The sequence below is a fragment of the Paraflavitalea devenefica genome (assembly GCF_011759375.1).
In the GTDB taxonomy this organism is placed as follows: Bacteria; Bacteroidota; Bacteroidia; order Chitinophagales; family Chitinophagaceae; genus Paraflavitalea; species Paraflavitalea devenefica.
In genome coordinates this window covers 943,916-962,511 of record NZ_JAARML010000001.1, presented here as the reverse complement: position 1 = coordinate 962,511, position 18,596 = coordinate 943,916, and the positions used below count along the sequence as shown (strand labels likewise).

16 protein-coding genes are annotated in these 18,596 nt (G+C 47.6%); 12 read left to right on the top strand and 4 right to left on the bottom strand.

The features are described from left to right. Positions 1-12 precede the first annotated feature (12 nt). Positions 13-915 carry a diacylglycerol/lipid kinase family protein gene (locus HB364_RS03865; protein WP_167286570.1) on the bottom strand — a complete coding sequence of 301 codons (903 nt, stop codon included), beginning with the start codon at positions 913-915 and terminating at the stop codon, positions 13-15. Positions 916-997: 82 nt separating this feature from the next. Here HB364_RS03865 and surE point away from each other — a divergent pair, with 82 nt between their 5' ends. The 3 genes from surE to HB364_RS03850 all read left to right on the top strand — a co-directional run bounded on the left by surE (position 998) and on the right by HB364_RS03850 (position 4,121). Next, positions 998-1,738, top strand: coding sequence for a 5'/3'-nucleotidase SurE (surE, locus tag HB364_RS03860; protein ID WP_167286569.1), 741 nt, complete (start codon positions 998-1,000; stop codon positions 1,736-1,738). 221 nt (positions 1,739-1,959) lie between these two features. Next, positions 1,960-2,502 (top strand): RNA polymerase sigma factor, encoded by a 543-nt coding sequence (locus HB364_RS03855; RefSeq protein ID WP_167286568.1) that lies wholly within the window; start codon positions 1,960-1,962, stop codon positions 2,500-2,502. A gap of 35 nt (positions 2,503-2,537) precedes the next feature. Further along, a complete protein-coding gene (locus tag HB364_RS03850; RefSeq protein ID WP_167286567.1) occupies positions 2,538-4,121 on the top strand; it encodes a hypothetical protein in 1,584 nt (527 codons plus the stop codon). Here the strand turns inward: HB364_RS03850 and mutL are convergent. Beyond that, positions 4,107-6,062 carry a DNA mismatch repair endonuclease MutL gene (gene mutL, locus HB364_RS03845; protein WP_167286566.1) on the bottom strand — a complete coding sequence of 652 codons (1,956 nt, stop codon included), beginning with the start codon at positions 6,060-6,062 and terminating at the stop codon, positions 4,107-4,109. The two genes, HB364_RS03850 and mutL, sit on opposite strands and share 15 nt — an antisense overlap. A 522-nt stretch (positions 6,063-6,584) precedes the next feature. On the opposite strand from mutL, the gene HB364_RS03840 reads away from it, so the two are divergent. The 9 genes from HB364_RS03840 to HB364_RS03800 all read left to right on the top strand — a co-directional run bounded on the left by HB364_RS03840 (position 6,585) and on the right by HB364_RS03800 (position 17,314). Beyond that, positions 6,585-9,503: a glycoside hydrolase family 3 N-terminal domain-containing protein gene (locus HB364_RS03840; RefSeq protein ID WP_167286565.1), complete on the top strand. Its 2,919-nt coding sequence runs from the start codon at positions 6,585-6,587 to the stop codon at positions 9,501-9,503. A gap of 89 nt (positions 9,504-9,592) precedes the next feature. Continuing rightward, positions 9,593-10,228 (top strand): carbonic anhydrase, encoded by a 636-nt coding sequence (locus HB364_RS03835; RefSeq protein WP_167286564.1) that lies wholly within the window; start codon positions 9,593-9,595, stop codon positions 10,226-10,228. A 103-nt stretch (positions 10,229-10,331) separates the two neighbouring features. Continuing rightward, the gene (gene gldA, locus HB364_RS03830) at positions 10,332-11,243 is read left to right on the top strand and encodes a gliding motility-associated ABC transporter ATP-binding subunit GldA (protein ID WP_167286563.1); all 912 of its coding nucleotides are present in this window, start codon (positions 10,332-10,334) and stop codon (positions 11,241-11,243) included. Positions 11,244-11,253: 10 nt separating this feature from the next. After that, the gene (locus tag HB364_RS03825; protein WP_167286562.1) at positions 11,254-11,658 is read left to right on the top strand and encodes a DUF4259 domain-containing protein; all 405 of its coding nucleotides are present in this window, start codon (positions 11,254-11,256) and stop codon (positions 11,656-11,658) included. Between the two features lie 135 nt (positions 11,659-11,793). Beyond that, positions 11,794-13,083, top strand: coding sequence for a phosphopyruvate hydratase (gene eno / locus HB364_RS03820; RefSeq protein ID WP_167286561.1), 1,290 nt, complete (start codon positions 11,794-11,796; stop codon positions 13,081-13,083). 76 nt (positions 13,084-13,159) lie between these two features. Continuing rightward, a complete protein-coding gene (locus HB364_RS03815) occupies positions 13,160-13,465 on the top strand; it encodes an FtsB family cell division protein (protein ID WP_167286560.1) in 306 nt (101 codons plus the stop codon). Between the two features lie 273 nt (positions 13,466-13,738). Continuing rightward, a complete protein-coding gene (locus HB364_RS03810) occupies positions 13,739-13,975 on the top strand; it encodes a hypothetical protein (RefSeq protein ID WP_167286559.1) in 237 nt (78 codons plus the stop codon). Between the two features lie 68 nt (positions 13,976-14,043). Next, positions 14,044-14,697 carry an endonuclease III gene (nth, locus tag HB364_RS03805; protein ID WP_167286558.1) on the top strand — a complete coding sequence of 218 codons (654 nt, stop codon included), beginning with the start codon at positions 14,044-14,046 and terminating at the stop codon, positions 14,695-14,697. 226 nt (positions 14,698-14,923) lie between these two features. Continuing rightward, positions 14,924-17,314 carry a hypothetical protein gene (locus HB364_RS03800; RefSeq protein WP_167286557.1) on the top strand — a complete coding sequence of 797 codons (2,391 nt, stop codon included), beginning with the start codon at positions 14,924-14,926 and terminating at the stop codon, positions 17,312-17,314. Positions 17,315-17,374: 60 nt separating this feature from the next. Here the strand turns inward: HB364_RS03800 and HB364_RS03795 are convergent, their stop codons facing one another. Both HB364_RS03795 and HB364_RS03790 read right to left on the bottom strand, forming a co-directional pair. Further along, entirely contained in the window at positions 17,375-17,620 is a 246-nt protein-coding gene (locus HB364_RS03795; protein WP_167286556.1) for a helix-turn-helix domain-containing protein, read from the bottom strand. Positions 17,621-17,743: 123 nt separating this feature from the next. Beyond that, positions 17,744-18,583 (bottom strand): hypothetical protein, encoded by an 840-nt coding sequence (locus HB364_RS03790; RefSeq protein WP_167286555.1) that lies wholly within the window; start codon positions 18,581-18,583, stop codon positions 17,744-17,746. Positions 18,584-18,596 lie beyond the last annotated feature (13 nt).

Sequence of the window (18,596 nt, the reverse complement as noted above, 5' to 3'; positions counted from 1 at the left end):
TCGACTCACCACTCACTCCTCCGGTACCAGGAATTCCAATACACCCGGCTGTAATTCCACCGTAACATTGGCTGGTTCTTTCAGACTTATCAGTTCATCATCTGCATGCAGCAGGGTATCTTCTGTATGTATGGTGATCTTGCTGCCGTCAATCGGGGTGAAATCAAACGGGACATCTTCTCCATTGATCTTTTGTTGCACCCAACCGGCCAGTGAGGCCCTGGCTTCTTCCGGCATCAGGATAATATCAAAATGGCCATCGCCCGGATCAGCACCGGGGGCCAGCTCCAGGTTGGGACCTATAGAGCGGCTGTTCATCACCTCTACGAGCAGGAATTTACCCGAATGGTCCTGCTCATCTATTGCAATATGATAATGACGGGCTTCAGAAGAAAGTGCGATATGGTGCAATTCTTCCAGGGCTGTTTGCAGCGCCAGTTCCGGTGTGCTCTTCTTTTCTTTATCTACCTTTTTCATCACCTTCATCAGCCGTGGGAAAATGCCATACCCAAAACCTTCCACCAGGAAATGAGATTCCTCCAGTCCTTCAATACGCCCGATATCATACTTCTTGATGGCACTCTTTTTCCAGGAGGTAATGGTCTCTGCTACCGTTCCGGTGATACCCAGTGATTTCGAAATATTATTGGCGGTGCCCAGCGGTAATATGGCAATGGGCAGTTTTTTGTCGGAGAACTTGCGTTCCAGCAGGGTGAGGGCAGTCTTCCGGATCGTGCCGTCCCCACCGGCCACTGCTACGAAATCGGTATCGGGTTCTATCTTATCCCACCCTTTCTCTTTTGTAGATGAATATCTACATTCCCAGCCTGCCGCTTCTATGAGCGGGATCAGCTCTTTCTTCGTATGATCTTCTTCACCAGCCGTCGGATTGTGCAGGAGTTTGACGTATTTCATGTTGTTCATTGTTATTATAATCTATCCCTTAACAATTGCATACCACAACCGGGCTGGCATGGTTATGTAGCTCAATGGTAGCATGAGAATATTAGTAACCAATGATGACGGTATTTACAGTCCGGGTTTAGCCGCCCTGGCAAAAATTGCTGCCCGTTTCGGGGAAGTACAGATCGTAGCGCCGGATGTGGAGCAATCTTCTATGGGCCATGCTATTACAGGCTCAAGGCCCTTATACTATAAAAAATCCCCCATCACTTTTGAAGGATTGGAAGCCTACAGGGTAAATGGTACGCCGGCCGATTGTGTGGCCCTGGGCACGCACCTCTGGGCCAAAACGGATGTGGTATTATCAGGCATTAACCTGGGCCTTAATGTGGGCAATTCCATGTGGCATTCCGGCACCCTGGCGGCTGCCAAGCAGGCCGTACTGCTGGGTATAAAGGGCATTGCCGTAAGTACGCCGGCCGGTAAAACGGAACCTGATTTTGAAAGGCTTGATCCCTATGTAGAGAAGGCGCTGGCAGCAGTGATGGAAAATCCGCACCTGAGCCTCATCAACATCAACCTGCCGCCGGAACCCAAAGGGGTACAATGGACCAGGCAGTCGGTACGGCTGTATGATGGTAGAATAGTGCCGGGCATTGACCCGATGGGCCGTAAGCATTACTGGTTTACCGTCATCCCGCTGGAGCCTGCCGAAGAAGGTACCGACCGCTATGCGGTAGAGAATGGTTATGTATCCATTACGCCGTTGCGGCTCGACCTGACCAATGAAGCTGAACTGACCAGGGCCCTGCAAACGCGGCCGGTGGTTTCCTGAAATAGTTCCTGCAATATCTCCCAGGGGCCTTCTTTTTTGGGCCCTACCCAACGCTTCCGTCCCAATTTTACGTATTAATTAACAGTTAAAGGCAGGCTGAAAGAAGGGGTGCAAGGCCATATCCTGCAATATTTGCGTTGGTAATCCCGTTCCGGGATATAGCAGCATTGCATTAAATGATGGTATGGATAAGGCTTGCGGAAACATAAATACGGGCTTATTTGGCAAATAGTATTGCCGATACGGAGTTGATTAACGGTTGTATTAACAATAGCCGTCGGGCGCAGGAGCAGTTGTACAAACAGTTCTATGGGCCCATGGCATCCATATGCCTGCGCTATACCCGTAGCCAGGAAGATGCAATAGAAGTATTGCACAATGGTTTCCTGAAAGTATATAAGAATATCCATACGTACGATGCCAGCAGGGCATCGCTCTACACCTGGATACGCAAGATCATTGTTAATACGGCCATTGATTTTATCCGGCAGCGGGAAAAATTCTATACCAAGATTGAACTGGAAAAAGCGGAAGAGCCTGCCATTGAAGCGGATGCCATACAACGTATGAGCGCCCAGGAATTATTACAGTTGGTAAGAAAACTATCACCTGCTACCCAGGGTGTATTTAACCTCTACGTTGTAGAAGGATACAATCACCGTGAAATAGCTAACCTGTTGGGAATTAGTGAAGGGACCAGTAAATGGCACCTGAGCGAAGCCCGCAGACAACTGCAACACCTATTACAAACCATGCAAGTGTAACCGTAATGAACGACCGACAACCATACGAAAGACACTTGGCAGACAAACTGCAACACCTGCCACCCCCAGGAGAGGCCAATGACTCCTGGGAACAGATGAGAGCATTGCTGGAGAAGGAGATGCCCCGAGGAGGCGGCTTCTCCGTACGCCGCCATTGGTGGCTGTTCAGTATTGCCATTGGGATTTTATTCCTGGGCACCTGGCTGTCTGGAAAACATTTCCTTGAAGGAGATAAGACAATCCCTGTTACACAAACGTTGCCTCCGGTTGATCCGGAAAAAGGGAAGCCGTTATCGCCGGCCGGCAAAGCGCAGTCTTCCGGGACCGCCGCCCAATCACCTGATAACCCACCGGTAGCTACTGCTCCTGCCGAAGGAACTGTCAAAAGCCGGGAGAAACCGGTTACACCACCCGGTAGCAATGCCGCCGTGTCGGAAAGAGATGAAGGGGCAGCAGTGGCAACTGTTCGCGATGCCGGCAACAAGATCCGTAACAATCAAAACAACAACCGTCAACCCAGAGCCGATGAAACAATAACTACTCAAAAAGATAATAGGAACTACACACGGGAAGGGAACAAGAAACTGTCAGGCGGTCGCACACAACCCAAGACGCCTGCTGATCTTGATCCTGCCTTTACTGATCAACAAAGGGAGCGTAACCTCACCCGCGGTACAACGCGTAAGCCTTTGAAGCAAGACCCCAAAGTGATCTATGATAAAGCGCCTGTATTGTCCAAACCGGCTGAAGATCGTGTACACGCTACCACTGTAAGATCACCGCTTCGCTATACAAATAGTCAACCCGGGCCTGTGCTTGCCCCCGGAACTACCATTGAGAAAGACTATGCAAAAAAGAATGGCCTGCCGGACCGCCCTGTAGCCAATGCCGGTGCGGCTAAAAAGAAACTGCAAAGGAGCAGGGAAACTGGTATGCTGGCGATGGGATTTACCCTGCCCCTTGCTTTTCCCCTGGGCGATCAGCGCGCCATGGGCTATAACCTGTGGGCCGGCCATAATACCGTATCCGATTACCTGCCGTCGCCTCACTTGCAATATCACCTCAGCGGCAAAACATTCTTACAAACAGAGGCGCAGCTAATATCGCCCCAGTTTATACGGTCTACACTCCTGGAATACACGGTCAGGCCTTTAGGTCCGAATAGTTATACCACGAATGCCGTGTATGCCAAAAAGCTGTATTACTTCAATATACCAGTGAGCATACACCATAGCCCATTCCCCGGTTTTTACATGGGTACCGGTATTCAATTCTCTTCCATGATCAGTGGGGTGGCCTTATCGGAGGAAAGAAAGTGGACCGGTGGCGGTAATGTACTGGTAAAAGAAACCTACAGCCGCTTCAGGAATGACAGCTTATCGCAAAGGATCAATAGTAATGAGTTCAGGCTCTTGCTCGATGCCAACTATTTCTTCAACCGCTTCACCGTGGGATTGCGCTATAACCAGGCCCTCAGCAATTACCTGAGCTTCCGGTTATCACCTGCCACGCCATATACTTTTGATAAGAACAGGGCGCTGCAATTCTACCTGCGGTATAATTTGTGGGAAAGCAAGAAGTCATCAAATTCCGGTAAAACCTTATTAACGCTTAAATAGCTGTTCGAGATAATCCCGCTTGAATTCAATATAAGTGGGATTGCCCCCTGCGGTAACATTGGGTTGCCTGCATTGGAACAGATCATCTATCAGCCGCCGCATTTCCTTGTCAGATAAAGAGGTGCCGGGTTTGATGGCCTGCTGCCAGGCCAGTGAGCGGATCAGCTTTTCCCGTTTGGAAAACTTCAGGTCGCTGCTGAAGTGCTTGAATTGCTCCAGCAGGTTTTCAATGATCATCTTTTCATTGCCCTGCTCCAGGTCGGCCGGCGTGCCTTGTATTACAAATGCCTGGTTGCCGAAGGGTTCAATCAGATAACCCAATTGGTTGAGGTCGCTCATTAATTCATTCATCAGTACGGCATCCTGGGCAGATAACTGCAGTGTTACCGGAAACAGGCTGCGCTGGGTAGCCATCGCCTTATCGGTAGCCGCTGCGATAAAACGTTCATACAGGATGCGTTCATGTGCCAGTTGCTGGTGTACCAATATAAAACCGCGATTGGTAGGCACTACGATGTACAGGTTGTGCAACTGCGATAAAGGCGCCTGCTCACTGATCACCAGTTCAAGGCGGGCCTGAGGATTGTGCGTAGTGAGTGGAGAGTGGAGAGTGATAGAGCCAGTTGGTTGTTCCTCTTTCCTCAATTGATCTAATAAAGACTCAAATTTCTTCTCTCCCTGGCTGCCTGCTGCTGATGGCTGATCACCGGCTTCTGGATGCTGGATCCTGGATGCTGGATTCTTGTTATTCTCCCCCTCATAAAAATCCCTCCAGTGCTTCAGCTCACTCTTATTGGTGGGCTGAATAAAATGCGCCTGGTGTTTCTGGCTGAAATTCTTAAACAGGGGCGATGTAGTAGCGGCCTCCTGTTTATCTTCCGTGAAAGGCTTATTGATCGCGTCGAGCTGTTGTATGTTCGGGTCCAGGTCAAATTCGAGGGTAGGTGTAACGCTGAACTGTGCCAGGGCATGTTTTACTGCGGCCTGCACAAAGGCATACACGATCTTCTCATCTTCAAACTTGATCTCCTGTTTGGTGGGATGCACATTAATATCTACCTGGGCAGGGTCCAGGTCAATGAACAACACATACAGCGGGAAACTGTCGGGCGCGATCATTTCCTGGTAGGCGCTCATCACCGCATGGTTCAGGTAAGGGCTGCGGATAAAGCGGTTGTTCACAAAGAAATACTGGTCGCCGCGCGTTTTCTTGGCTGTCTCCGGTTTGCCGGTGAAGCCATAAATATTCAGGTAGTCTGTTTTCTCCTGTACGGTCACCAGCCTCGCATTGTACTGGTTGCCCAGCACTTGTACGATCCGTTGTTTGAGAGTACCTTTCTCCAGGTGGAACATCTCCTGTCCGTTGGCCGACAGGGAGAAAAATATTTCCGGGAAAGAGAGCGCCACCCGGATGAACTCATCCACAATGTGCCGCATCTCTGAGGCATTGGTTTTTAGAAAGTTACGCCTTGCCGGGATATTGAAGAACAGGTTCTTCATGGCAATGCTGGTGCCGGTATTGGCGGCCACCGGCTCCTGCCTTTTTACCAGGCTGTTTTCCACCTCTATATAGGTCCCTGTGGTATCTTCTGCTCTTTTGGTTTTCAGTTCTACCTGTGCTACGGCTGCTATGGAAGCCAGTGCTTCCCCGCGGAAACCCATTGTGCGGATGCGGAACAGATCTTCGATCTGGTGTATTTTGGAGGTAGCGTGGCGTTCAAAGCACATGCGGGCGTCGGTTTCACTCATGCCTTTACCGTTGTCAATCACCTGTATCAGGGATTTACCGGCATCCTGGATGAGTAGCCTGATCTCGGTAGCGCCGGCGTCTACGGCATTTTCCAGCAGCTCTTTCACCGCGCTGGCCGGCCGTTGGATCACTTCGCCGGCAGCGATCTGATTCGCAATATTATCGGGCAGTAATTGAATAATGTCGGGCAATCTTCAGTCTCCTTATTTGGCAGCGAAAATACGGGAATTAATTGGGGCGTAAATGACTGTTATTGGCGCCTTCTGTGGATTAATATTGATGGCAATGCGTATGAGTAAAACAGCGTGGTGCAGGTATAAAAAAAGAAAAGGGTCTGAATAGAAATTCAACCCCGTCTTAGTCCAATATCCTATGAAAAACCGATAATGTATATTCAAGGGGCATGCCAACTATTTTTAAACGGGAATCAGCCTGTTATCTCCACATATCCTTCCCATGGCAGGATTATTTTTCTCGAAGCGGGAATATTGTTGTCGGGCTGAGCTTGTCGAAGCCCCTTGTTGCCTTTCCGCCTTCCCGGCTAATATGCGGTAATCTGCATGAATCGCAAGGAAGTGAGAAGCATTTAAAAAGCGTTCACTCACAACGTTGCATGATTATTAAAATTGACAGCAGGGAATGTCCCGCTCATCCTTTTTATGGGTGTTTCTTCTTAATTTCAGCGGCTAAATTCGCTTTTTAAGTTCATCATCATGAAGAGACTCTTTTTGTTTGCTATTCTTTTGTGGAGTGTTACTGCCATCCAGGCCCAGCGCCCTTCTTTCCTGCCCGCCAATCATTGGGTAGACAGTGTATTTAAAACACTGACCAAAGAACAGAAGATCGCCCAACTGATGGTATTGCGTTTGTCTTCCATCGGCCCCAACCGCACCATTACTTTCTTCGACAAGGAAGTGGAAGAAGCCATCCGTAAATACAATATTGGCGCTATCTGTTTGTTCCAGGGAGGCCCTGTTAAACAGGCCAACCTGATCAATTATTTTCAATCCATTGCCCAAACGCCGCTGATGGTAGCTATTGATGGGGAGAATGGATTGGGTATGCGGCTGGACAGTGTACAGGGGCTGCCCCGGCAGATGATGATGGGCGCTGTACAGGACCCTGCGTTGATCTATGAATACGGGCGTGTGGTAGGCGAACAATGTAAACGCATGGGCATCCAGGTAAACTATGCGCCGGTAGTGGATGTTAATAACAATCCCAATAATCCCGTGATCAATGACCGCTCTTTTGGAGAAGATAAATACAAGGTAGCTGAATACGGTATTCAATACATGAAAGGCATGCAGGATGCCGGTACGATGGCCTGCGCCAAACACTTTCCCGGTCATGGTGATGTGGATGTAGACTCGCATTATGACCTGCCCATTATTAATAAATCAAAAGAGCAACTGGACTCCCTGGAACTATATCCCTTCCGGGAGATCTTCAAAGCAGGCATTGGCAGTGTGATGATCGCTCACCTGGCAGTACCGGCTATTGACAATACGGCTAACCGCGCTACTTCTATTTCAAAGAACAACGTAACGAACTTGCTGCGCAAGGAAATGCACTATAACGGCCTCACGTTTACCGATGCGTTGGAAATGAAAGGCGTAGCCAAATATTATCCTGATGGAGAGATCTCCCTTCAGGCATTGATTGCCGGTAATGATATGTTGTGCCTGCCCGGTGATATTCCCGGCAGCATTGATAAGATACTCAAAGCCATCCGCAAGCGTAAGCTTTCCTGGAAAGCCATAGATGCGCATGTAAAGAAAGTGTTGCACGCCAAGTATGAATATGGACTGGCCAACTGGAAACCCATCGAAACAAAGAACCTGACCGCCGACCTGAATAGCAAAGTAGGAGCCATGCGCCGGCTGATCGCTGAAAAGGCATTGACCCTGCTGCGCAATGATGACTACGGTATTTATCCGCTCACCAAAGGAAAGCGGGTAGCTTATGTAGGCTTTGGACTTACCAAAGACAATGTGTTTGCAGAGCAGGTGCGTAAGGACTATGATGCGCAGGTTTATTATTTTGATTACAGGCTCGACTCCGCCAAGGTAGCCCCCATGCTGGAACTGTTTAAAAACCGGTACGATGTGGTGGTCATTGGCATGCATAACTATAGCCGCTATCCGGCCAATAGTTTTGGCGTAAGCAATGCCGCCCTTTCGCTGGTAAAGGGATTGCAGCAACAGCATCAAACCATCACGCTTGCATTTGGCAACCCCTACCTTATCAAAAACTTTTGTGATGCAAAGGTATTGGTAGCCTGCTATGAAGATGATGATATAACGCAAACAGTGGCTACCGACCTGATCGCCGGTCGCCTGCAGGCAAAAGGAAAACTGCCGGTTACTGTTTGCGAATCATTGAAGTTCGGAGACGGCCTTGTAATAAAGCGCTTACTGCCTGGAGTACCGGCGGCAACGCTGGGTTTTAAGCAGGCCCAACTGAATGATTCCATTGATGCCGTTATGTATGATGCCATCCGGCAGCAGGCCATACCCGGCGGAGTGGTGCTGGTAGCCAAAGATGGCAAGATCGTTTTTGAGCGGGCCTATGGTTATTTAACTTATGATAGTACGGAGCCGGTATATCCTGAAACTATTTATGACCTCGCTTCAGTCACCAAGATCATGGCTACTACAGTGTCGGTGATGAAGCTGTATGATGAAGGTAAGATAGACCTGCAAAAAACATTGGGTGATTACCTGCCCTGGGTAAAGGGGACCAATAAAGAAGGACTTAAGCTGTGGGATGTGATCCTGCACCAGGCAGGCCTGAAATCATTTATACCTTTTTACCGGGAAACGGTGAATGGGGCAGATGGCAATAGCCCCAACTGGAATTTTTACGCCCTGAAACCGGATTCCGCGCATCATGTGCGCGTGGCAGATCATCTTTTCATGCGCAATGACTGGGTGGATACTATTTATAGCCGTATCCTTACCAGCAACCTGGAGCCCGGCAACAGGTACATCTACAGTGATAATGATTTTATTTTCTTGGGCAAGGTGGTAGAGGCTATTACCGGCATGCCACTGGAAGCGTATGTAAAGAAAACTTTTTACGATAAGCTGGACATGACCTCTACCGGTTTTAAACCGCGCGATCGCTTTCCGCTTAATTATATAGCGCCTACCGAAAAAGAAGCAGGCTTCCGCCAGCAACTGATCCAGGGCGATGTACATGATCCGGGAGCTGCCATGTTTGGCGGAGTGGCTGGTCATGCCGGGCTCTTCAGCAATGCGTACGACCTGGCGATACTTTCACAGGTATTGCTGAACGGCGGTGTACTGGGCGGGCAAAACTTTTTCAGTAAGGCTACCGTGGACTATTTCACCGCCTACCATAGCGATATCAGCCGTCGCGGCCTGGGCTTCGACAAGCCGGAAAAAGACAATGCTACCCGCAAGGAACCCTATCCTACCTTGTCGGCCTCACCGCTTACCTATGGGCATACCGGTTTTACCGGCACCTGTTTCTGGATAGATCCCCAATACAATCTTGTCTACATCTTTTTGTCCAATCGGGTCAACAGTCCTGATATCAACAAATTCCTGCGCATGAATGTACGCCCCAGGGTACATGAGGCTATCTACCAGGCGCTGTTGCATTGAGGTAACAATAGCTTATTTTTTAAAAAGACCAGGCAAGTCATTGTCTGGTCTTTTTTTTGCTATTTTACAGCACCATAAAAATTACTTCTATGATGCCATTTGAGCGGTTACTACTGGAAAATAAAGCCTGGGCGGCTGAAAAAGTGGGAGAAGATCCCCTGTTTTTCAAGCGGCTGGAAAATATACAACAACCTGATTTTTTATGGATCGGCTGCAGCGACAGCCGCGTGCCTGCCAATGAAATTACAGGTACACAGCCCGGAGAAATATTTGTGCACCGCAATGTGGCCAACCTGGTGATCAATACAGATGTGAACCTGCTAAGCGTACTGGACTATGCGGTGAATCATTTAAAGGTAAAACACGTCATTGTATGTGGTCATTATGGATGTGGAGGCGTTAAGGCCGCTACCACCAACCATGATTATAAATACTTATTGAATATGTGGCTGCGGAATATTAAAGATGTATACCGGCTGCACCGGGAAGAGCTGGATGCCATCCATGAGCCTGATGAACGGACAAACAGGCTGGTGGAGCTCAATGTGGTGGAGCAGTTAAAAAACCTGGCTAAAACATCCATTATTCAGCGCGCCTGGAAACAGGAGAACCGGCCCGACCTGCATGGATGGGTATACGGCCTGAAAAACGGTATCATCAATCCCTTATTGGATATAAAGGCCAATACTTCGTTGGATCCCTTGTATGAATACGATGATCTCTAAGCAGCCTGCCCTATAAACTGCTTTTTCTGCTACCTTATTGTTAAATATGCAGAAGGTGCTGAAATATTAAAATCTTCAAATTGGTTTTTGTAGGTTTGTTGCTATGTCAATTGAAGTAAATCAGCTTACCCGGTTATATGGTGAGCAGAAGGCTGTAGATAGTATTTCCTTCCATGTCAATAAAGGAGAGATCGTAGGTTTCCTGGGGCCTAACGGCGCCGGTAAATCTACTACTATGAAAATTATTACCGGCTATCTACAGCCGGATAGTGGCACCACAATTGTATGCGGCATTGATGTTCAAAAGGAGCCACTGGAAAGTAAAAAAAAGATCGGCTACCTGCCCGAAGCCAATCCCCTCTATTATGATATGTACGTACGGGAGTACCTGGATTTTGTAGCGGATGTACATGGTGTGAGCGACAGGAAGAAAAGAATTGAAGAAGTGATAGAAATGGTGGGCCTTTCCCTGGAAAGTAAAAAGAAAGTGGGCCAGTTGTCAAAAGGCTATAAACAACGCGTAGGCCTGGCAGCCGCCCTTATCCACGATCCCGAAGTGTTGATCCTTGATGAGCCTACCACCGGTCTCGATCCCAACCAGATCGTTGAGATCAGGGAGGTGATCAAAAAGCTGGGACAGCATAAAACTGTCTTGTTCTCTTCCCACATATTACAGGAAGTAGAAGCCATCTGCGACCGGGTAGTGATCATTAACCGGGGTAAGCTGGTAGCCAATGATACGCTGAGCAACCTGCGCACGCAATCAGCCAACAGTGAAGTGCTGAAAGTCAGTTTCCGCGAATCACTGGAACCTGCCTGGCTGGAAAGGTTAAGCAGCGTACGGGCGGTTAACAAGTTAAGCACCTATGAATGGGAGCTTACCTGTACCGATGTGCAGGAAGCCAAACGGCAATTGCTGGAGCTGGCCCTGCAGCAGAACCTGAACATCGTATCCCTTCAATCGGGCGGTCAAAGCCTGGAAGAGGTATTCAGATCATTAACGAATAACCAATAATAGTAAAACAATGGGAACCTGGGGACATAGAATTTTTGAAAATGACAGCGCATTGGATTTTGTAGCAGAAGTGGAAGAGCGTGGATTCGACAGAATTGAAGAAGCTATCAGGGTAGTAGCCAACTATCCGGCAGAAGACTACCTGGAAGTAGATGATAGCGCAGCAGCGCTCGCTGCTATTGAATATATAGCCGCTGCCAAAGGAAAACAATCAGAAGACTTTCCCGAGAACGCCGAAGACTGGTTACAGAAAGCCGGCACGGGAACATTGCTGTCGCAGGATAGCAGCACGATTGCAAAAGCCATCGAAAGAGTTAGAAATAATTCAGAATTGCGCGATCTATGGCAGGAAGATGGTGAAGAACCCCGGGAATGGCTGGCGGTATTGAATGATCTCGAAAAAAGGGCAAGCTGAGCGGCGATATCAATAAAATTAATATAAACTTCGTTTCTTTGCCATCCGGTTGCAGCACTCCCCGGGGGTGCACCAGCACCGCTAACGAGCGTTTGCCTTATATTCAAACCAACAGCAAATAACAAACAACGAATCATGAGTTACATTTCTGACATTCATGCAAGACAGATATTAGATAGTCGTGGTAATCCTACGGTGGAAGTAGATGTGGTTACTGAAAATGGCATTATTGGCCGGGCTGCTGTGCCCAGCGGCGCTTCTACCGGAAAACACGAAGCGGTGGAACTGCGTGACAATGATAAGAAGGTATATGTAGGCAAAGGCGTTCTGCAGGCTGTAAAGAATGTGAATGATATTATTGCCGATCAACTGATTGGTATGGAAGTGGTGAAGCAGGCTTATATAGATGCTCAACTGTTAAAGATTGATGGTACTGAAAATAAAGCCAAGCTGGGCGCTAATGCTACCCTGGCCGTTTCCATGGCCGTAGCCCATGCTGCTGCCCAGGAAAGCAACCTGCCCCTGTTCCGCTACCTCGGTGGTGTAAATGCTACCGTGCTGCCCATGCCCCTGATGAATATCCTTAATGGTGGTATGCATGCCGATAACAAGATCGATTTCCAGGAATTTATGGTGGTTCCCATCGGTGCTCCTTCTTTCAGTGAAGGTCTTCGTTGGGGCGTGGAAATATTCCATAACCTGAAAACCGTACTGAAGAAAAAAGGATACAGCACCAACGTAGGTGACGAAGGTGGTTTTGCGCCTGATATCAAGAGCAATGAAGAAGCCATCGAAACCGTACTGGAAGCCATCACGTTGGCAGGTTACAAAGCCGGCGAGCAAATTGGCATTGCCATGGATGCTGCTACTACAGAAATGTTTGACGAAAAAACAAACAGCTATAAATTCCACAAGAGCTCAGGCAAATCCATCAGCAGTGATGAAATGGTAGCCTTTTGGGCTGATTGGGCGAAGAAATACCCCATCGTATCTATTGAAGATGGTATGGCAGAAGATGACTGGACCGGTTGGAAAAACCTCACCACGGCGATCGGCGGCAAATGCCAGTTGGTAGGTGACGACCTGTTTGTTACCAACGTAAAACGTTTACAGGAAGGTATCGACAAAGGTATTGCCAATAGCATCCTGATCAAGGTAAATCAGATAGGAACCGTAACAGAGACCATCAATGCGGTTCAACTGGCGCAGAACAATGGTTACAATACCATCATGAGCCACCGCAGCGGTGAAACAGAAGATACCACTATTGCCGACCTGGCTGTAGCCCTCAATTGCGGTCAGATTAAGACGGGTTCTGCCAGCCGCAGTGACCGGATGGCTAAATATAACCAGCTCCTCCGCATTGAAGAATTACTGGCTGAGAATGCTGTTTATCCTAAAGGAAAGATTAAATTTGGTAAATAAGGATCCGAAGTTGGAAGTCAGAAGTCGGAGCATTCGCTCAGACTTCTGACTTCCAACTTCTGACTTCCGGTTTCAAATGAAGTTTCTTCAACACATACCCGCCTGGCTTAAGAACAAGTACCTGCTCACCGCCCTGGTGTTTGGGGTATGGATCTGTTTTTTTGACGACCAGGATATTATTACCACCCACTTTAAGCACAAGCACGAACTTCACAAGCTGGAAGAAAGCCGTGATTATTACCTGGGACAGATTGATAACACGAAGAAAGAGCTGGAACAATTAAAGTCTGATCCCGCTACCCTGGAGAAATATGCCCGGGAAAAGTACTGGATGAAAAAAGACAATGAAGACCTGTTTATCCTGCCTGAAATAAAGCAATAATCTATTTTTTCTGCCTCCTCTTATTTAGCTTCAATTAGTTGAAAAGCAATTAATTAGCTCCTTCTGCAGATACTATGCACATAGTACAATAATTCGTATATTTCCTATTGTTATTTTTAAATTATTTTCTCTACCTTGAATCCGGTTTTTGCAACTCCTCCTCCAATTTCCAATACCCTATACAATAACCCAGCCCAACCAACGTTTATAATCACGGACGGACTCCGAAATTGACTCTTTCGGAAATTTTAAAGGACATAAATGGATTTGCCTATGACTATTCTCTTTACACCAGAGGAGCTCATACAGTATTTGTATCAAGAAACCTCCCCAGAGAAAACCGCAGCGATTGAAGCCTCCTTACAGGAAGACTGGACACTTCGCGAGAAATTAGAAGTTTTAAGAACATCTGTAAAAAGCCTTGACCGGATTGTTGAATCTCCCCGGCCACAGGTGCTTCTCAACATTATGAACTATGCCCGTGAATCGGCTATAGAATCTGTTGAATAACAGTTGTTACAGCTTTTGTTGATTGCCTGATCCTCTTCCCGTAATTTCGCCGTCATTCCAAGCTAAGAATGACCAGGAAAGAACGCTTCGATTTTGTTATCAGTTATTTTCAACAGCACGCTCCCGATGCGGAGACTGAGCTCTTGTATGACAATCCCTACCAGTTACTGGTAGCTGTGATCTTATCAGCACAATGTACAGACAAAAGGGTCAATATGACCACGCCGGCTATTTTTGAAAAATACCCGGATGCGGCCAGCTTGTCTAAAGCCACTTTTGATGAACTGTTCCCGCTGATCAGAAGCATTTCTTATCCCAATAACAAAACAAAGCACCTCATCGGCATGGCCAATATGCTGATGGAGCAATTCAATGGCCAGGTACCCCTGACGGTGGAAGAACTGGTGCAGCTACCCGGTGTGGGCCGTAAAACAGCCAATGTGATCACCTCGGTGGTAGACCAGCAACCCAATATGGCCGTTGACACCCATGTATTCCGGGTCTCAGCCCGGATCGGGCTTACCGTAGGCGCCAAAACCCCGCTGGCGACCGAAAAACAGTTATTGCAGTATATTCCCAAAGAGCTGGTACACGTTGCCCACCACTGGCTTATACTCCATGGCCGGTACATCTGCGTGGCGCGCAATCCCAAATGCGAGGAATGTGGCTTAAGACCGGTCTGCAAGTACTACCAAAAAAATAAGGCGAAGGCTGCCAGGTAATTGATTATCTGAATGTTATGCAGAGTTGGTATACAGCTATAGAAAATGATACCGCCATCAGGCAACGCTTATGCAACTTTTATTTGTCTGTACTTGTTATTAACGTACGATTAAAATTCCCCCACTACCGGGGATAGCCCAGCCATATTAAAATTGGTACTTTTACAATATCCAACCCGGTCAACCGTCTACCCTTATATAGCCAGAAAAACAAAAGATATTTTACATGAACAAAACTTCTACACATACCACTAGTATTAACTCCAGCCTGTCCTTCAGGCCGCTGATCAGAGCATTGGAAAAAACGGTCAAGGAAGGAAGAGAAGGCGTGGGACAGTGGTATAAAGAATTGCTGGATAAAGTATACCAGCATTCCGAATTACTGGAACCTATCCGCGATCTTGAACTGCTTGATAAGCACAAGGCCCTGATCGAACAATTGATGTCAACGGTATTCCCTGTTACCCTCTCAGATAAGGAGGACCTGTACGGCAGCTCAGTACCTTTTCAGTTCCAGATGTTTTATGCTTCCCGCAGGATGCAGGAGGAATTCATGGATGCAACGGGACAGAAGATCACGATGCCCGATTGTGAAACTGAAGACAGGATCAATGAGGAGAAGATAACAGGGGCCTATCAGATGATCCTGAACCGGTTTTTTAACGCCAATATCAATAATGGCGTTATGACCAGTGTATATGGCGTTAAATGCCCGCATACCGGCCTTGATACTTATACAGAGCTGGAACTGGATTCCCGGTTTATTGATGTGCGCATTAAAGGGGATCTGCCCCAACTGTCTTTTGATTGCGGGGCTCACTGCCATGCAGTAACCGACCTGATGCCTTTGGCAACCCTGCAGGAACTATTACCCTTGCACCTGTTTGAATTTGAAGGCATGGTGATCCTGCGTCTGCGCGACGTTACGGAACGGGAAGTATTGAATATTATCCGTAACCGCCTGCTTGACCTGCATACTTTTTCCGATGCCAATGTGTTTGCTGAATTGCAGACACAGGTGCAAAACCTGATTGGTTTGTCGGGCGTTCATACAGCCGTTAAACCTTTCTTCCGGGTGAACAATCACCTGGTGCTTTCTGAAATATACAGCAGTATTCCTGAGACTGCGAAGAAAGATCCCTCGCCCGAACAGTTGCAATATGTATATCAGGCCGTGGTGAAAGCCTTTAAAAATACGGAACAGCCATTGCTGATCCAGCACATCAATGATGAAGCGGTGATCCGTTACCCATTCATGACCATGTTGGCTGAGCTGGGTTATAAAAGCGCAATTATCTGCCCCTTGTTTGCAGATAACCATGATATGCTGGGCGTGTTGCTGATCGTAAGTGAAACACCCGGCACATTTAACGCGTCGCATATTGCTAAAATAGAACCGGCCATCCCCTTGTTTAAGCTGGCCATGGAAAAGAGCCAGGAAAACCTGGACCACCAGGTTGACCGGGTTATCAAAGACCAGTTTACTGCTGTACAGGATGCCGTTGAGTGGCGGTTTACAGAAGAAGCATTGCGGTACCTTACCAGGAAGAGCAAGGGTGAGCAGGTAAAGATTGAGCCCATCGTATTCCAGGGCGTATATCCTATGTACGGGGCGATCGATATCCGGAACTCATCGGTAGAGCGGAACAATGCGATCCAGCTTGACTTGCTGGAGCAATTGAACCTGGCCAAAGAGATCATTCAACTGGCCCGGAAAGAGCATCCCTTCCCCCTGCTGGATGAAACCTCTTTCAAACTGCAGAAGTATACCCATTCAGTATCCAATATATTGTTTGCGGATGAAGAGATTGCCATTCTGCAATTCCTGAAAGTGGAACTGATCAACCTGTTCAAACACCTGCAGTCCATATTGCCCTCTCTCAACAAAGAGATCAACCGCTATTTCACGGCCATTGATTCTCCCGTGGAAATGGTGTACCATCACCGGAGAGAGTATGAGGACAGTATTACTACTATTAATAATGCAGTAGCGCGGTTCATTGACCGGGAGCAGGAAGCAGCACAGAAAATATTCCCCCATTACTTTGAGCGTTTTGTAACCGATGGGGTTGATTTCAATATTTACATCGGCCAGTCTATCAGTCCGGATAAAAAGTTCGATTTCTTTTACCTGAAGAACCTCAAGATCTGGCAGCTGAGTACGCTGGCAAAAGCCGCCCGCCTTACCCACCGGCTGGAAAAGGAATTGCCGCTGCGCCTGCAAACCAGTCAGCTTATCCTGGCGCACAGTCATCCTATCTCCATCAGTTTCCGCACAGCAGAACGTAAGTTTGATGTGGATGGCGCTTACAATATCCGCTATGAAATTATCAAGAAGCGGATTGATAAGGTGCATGTGAAAGATTCCAATGAACGGCTTACGCAGCCTGGTTCCATCGCGATTGTTTATTCACAGCCGCAGGAAGCGCAGGAATACCTCGAATACATTGAGTTCCTGCAAAACCAGGGATTATTGAAAGGAGAGGTGCAGAAGTTTGACCTGGAAGAACTGCAGGGTGTAAGCGGTTTAAAGGGGCTGCGTGTAGCCATTAATCTCGAGGAAGAAGATCCTGAAGTAAAGAAGGAAGAGAAGAAACCGGCGAGTCTCACCAATTAACATATCAATACATCCCGGCTATTGAACATGGCCGGGATAATTTCATTGTTCCCCCACTGATTACTGACTGTTCTTGAAGTCAAAGTCAAATTCAAACATCTTCTTGGGATGCATGCCCATTGCAGTGGCGATGGTGACCACCGTAGCAATGGTTGGGCTGCTTTCCCCTACTTCAATTCGGTAAACTTGTTTGGGTTCAATACCCGCCTGGGCGGCCAGCGCTTCGCGCGAGAGTTTTTTGGCAGTTCTCAATCTTTTCAGGTTGGCGCCAAATGCTTTGTTGTATGCTTCGTTACGGATGTTCACGGGTGTGAAGGTCTTATTTATGTGAAATTAAGCTGCGTCAACTTTGACAGATCGCTGATTTTTAATCAGTGATGTGCTGTTAAAGGGGCATCGAAAAAAATATAAATGCGTGTGCTTGCTGTTTTATTTGCCAGGCGTATAAGGGAATTTCAAAATGGTAGCTTTTCCATCTGCCCCTTCATTGGAAATAAACATATCGCCATTAGGAGCAAAGGTCAGTCCTTCCGGTTGCGGGAATTGAACGGGGTTTAGTTGCCAGGCGCCTTCTATTTTCCCATCCAGGCTGCATTGCAGCATGGCCTTACCCACAGAAGCTACCAGAAAGAGCTTATTAAGCACCGGGTGAATAGCCGCTGCGGAAGATTTGAACTCAGCATTATTATCCTTCAGGTGCTCATGGATCTCCTTACGGCGTATTTCATATAAGATGTCGTCGGAAAACTGCAGACTGTCGGGAGAGAAGGTATAGGTGATGATTCCTTTTTTGGTTTCCCGCTGTTCTTTGGATACCAGTACCAGTTGTTTGAGGTTGGGATCATAGTACAGGCTTTCAAACTCAATTTTCTTTTCCCGGGGAAATTCAAACTCTTCTTCTGTATTGGCCATTGCTACAGGTACCCGGTGAATATTGCCATTACTTTCCAGTACATAATAAAAGCTGTCTACGACTACCACATCTTCATAATCTCTTTTCCGGCCGAACTTGGTCACCGTAAAATCTCCGGTGGAGCTGTTGATCAGGAATATCTTTCCATCCTCGTCATTAATGGCGGCAATCCTGGTATCGGGCAGGTAATACATACCGGATATTTCCAATAGCTCCTTGTCCAATACAATCGTTTGCCGGGTATCGGTATGATAACCCGGAATGGATGGAACAAAAGACTTCCCTTGCCGGCTGCAGCCGGTGAAGGACAAAACCAGTAATATGTACAATAATATTGCAGCGTTCATAACTTTCATAAGCCCAATGCCG

Coding starts and splice junctions, on each gene's coding strand:
- gldA (WP_167286563.1), top strand. CDS start 10,332: ATGTCAATTGAAGTAAATCAGCTTACCCGGTTATATGGTGAGCAGAAG.
- HB364_RS03825 (WP_167286562.1), top strand. CDS start 11,254: ATGGGAACCTGGGGACATAGAATTTTTGAAAATGACAGCGCATTGGAT.
- HB364_RS03810 (WP_167286559.1), top strand. CDS start 13,739: ATGACTATTCTCTTTACACCAGAGGAGCTCATACAGTATTTGTATCAA.
- HB364_RS03840 (WP_167286565.1), top strand. CDS start 6,585: ATGAAGAGACTCTTTTTGTTTGCTATTCTTTTGTGGAGTGTTACTGCC.
- HB364_RS03835 (WP_167286564.1), top strand. CDS start 9,593: ATGATGCCATTTGAGCGGTTACTACTGGAAAATAAAGCCTGGGCGGCT.
- HB364_RS03815 (WP_167286560.1), top strand. CDS start 13,160: ATGAAGTTTCTTCAACACATACCCGCCTGGCTTAAGAACAAGTACCTG.
- HB364_RS03800 (WP_167286557.1), top strand. CDS start 14,924: ATGAACAAAACTTCTACACATACCACTAGTATTAACTCCAGCCTGTCC.
- HB364_RS03790 (WP_167286555.1), bottom strand. CDS start 18,583: ATGAAAGTTATGAACGCTGCAATATTATTGTACATATTACTGGTTTTG.
- eno (WP_167286561.1), top strand. CDS start 11,794: ATGAGTTACATTTCTGACATTCATGCAAGACAGATATTAGATAGTCGT.
- nth (WP_167286558.1), top strand. CDS start 14,044: ATGACCAGGAAAGAACGCTTCGATTTTGTTATCAGTTATTTTCAACAG.
- surE (WP_167286569.1), top strand. CDS start 998: ATGAGAATATTAGTAACCAATGATGACGGTATTTACAGTCCGGGTTTA.
- HB364_RS03865 (WP_167286570.1), bottom strand. CDS start 915: ATGAAATACGTCAAACTCCTGCACAATCCGACGGCTGGTGAAGAAGAT.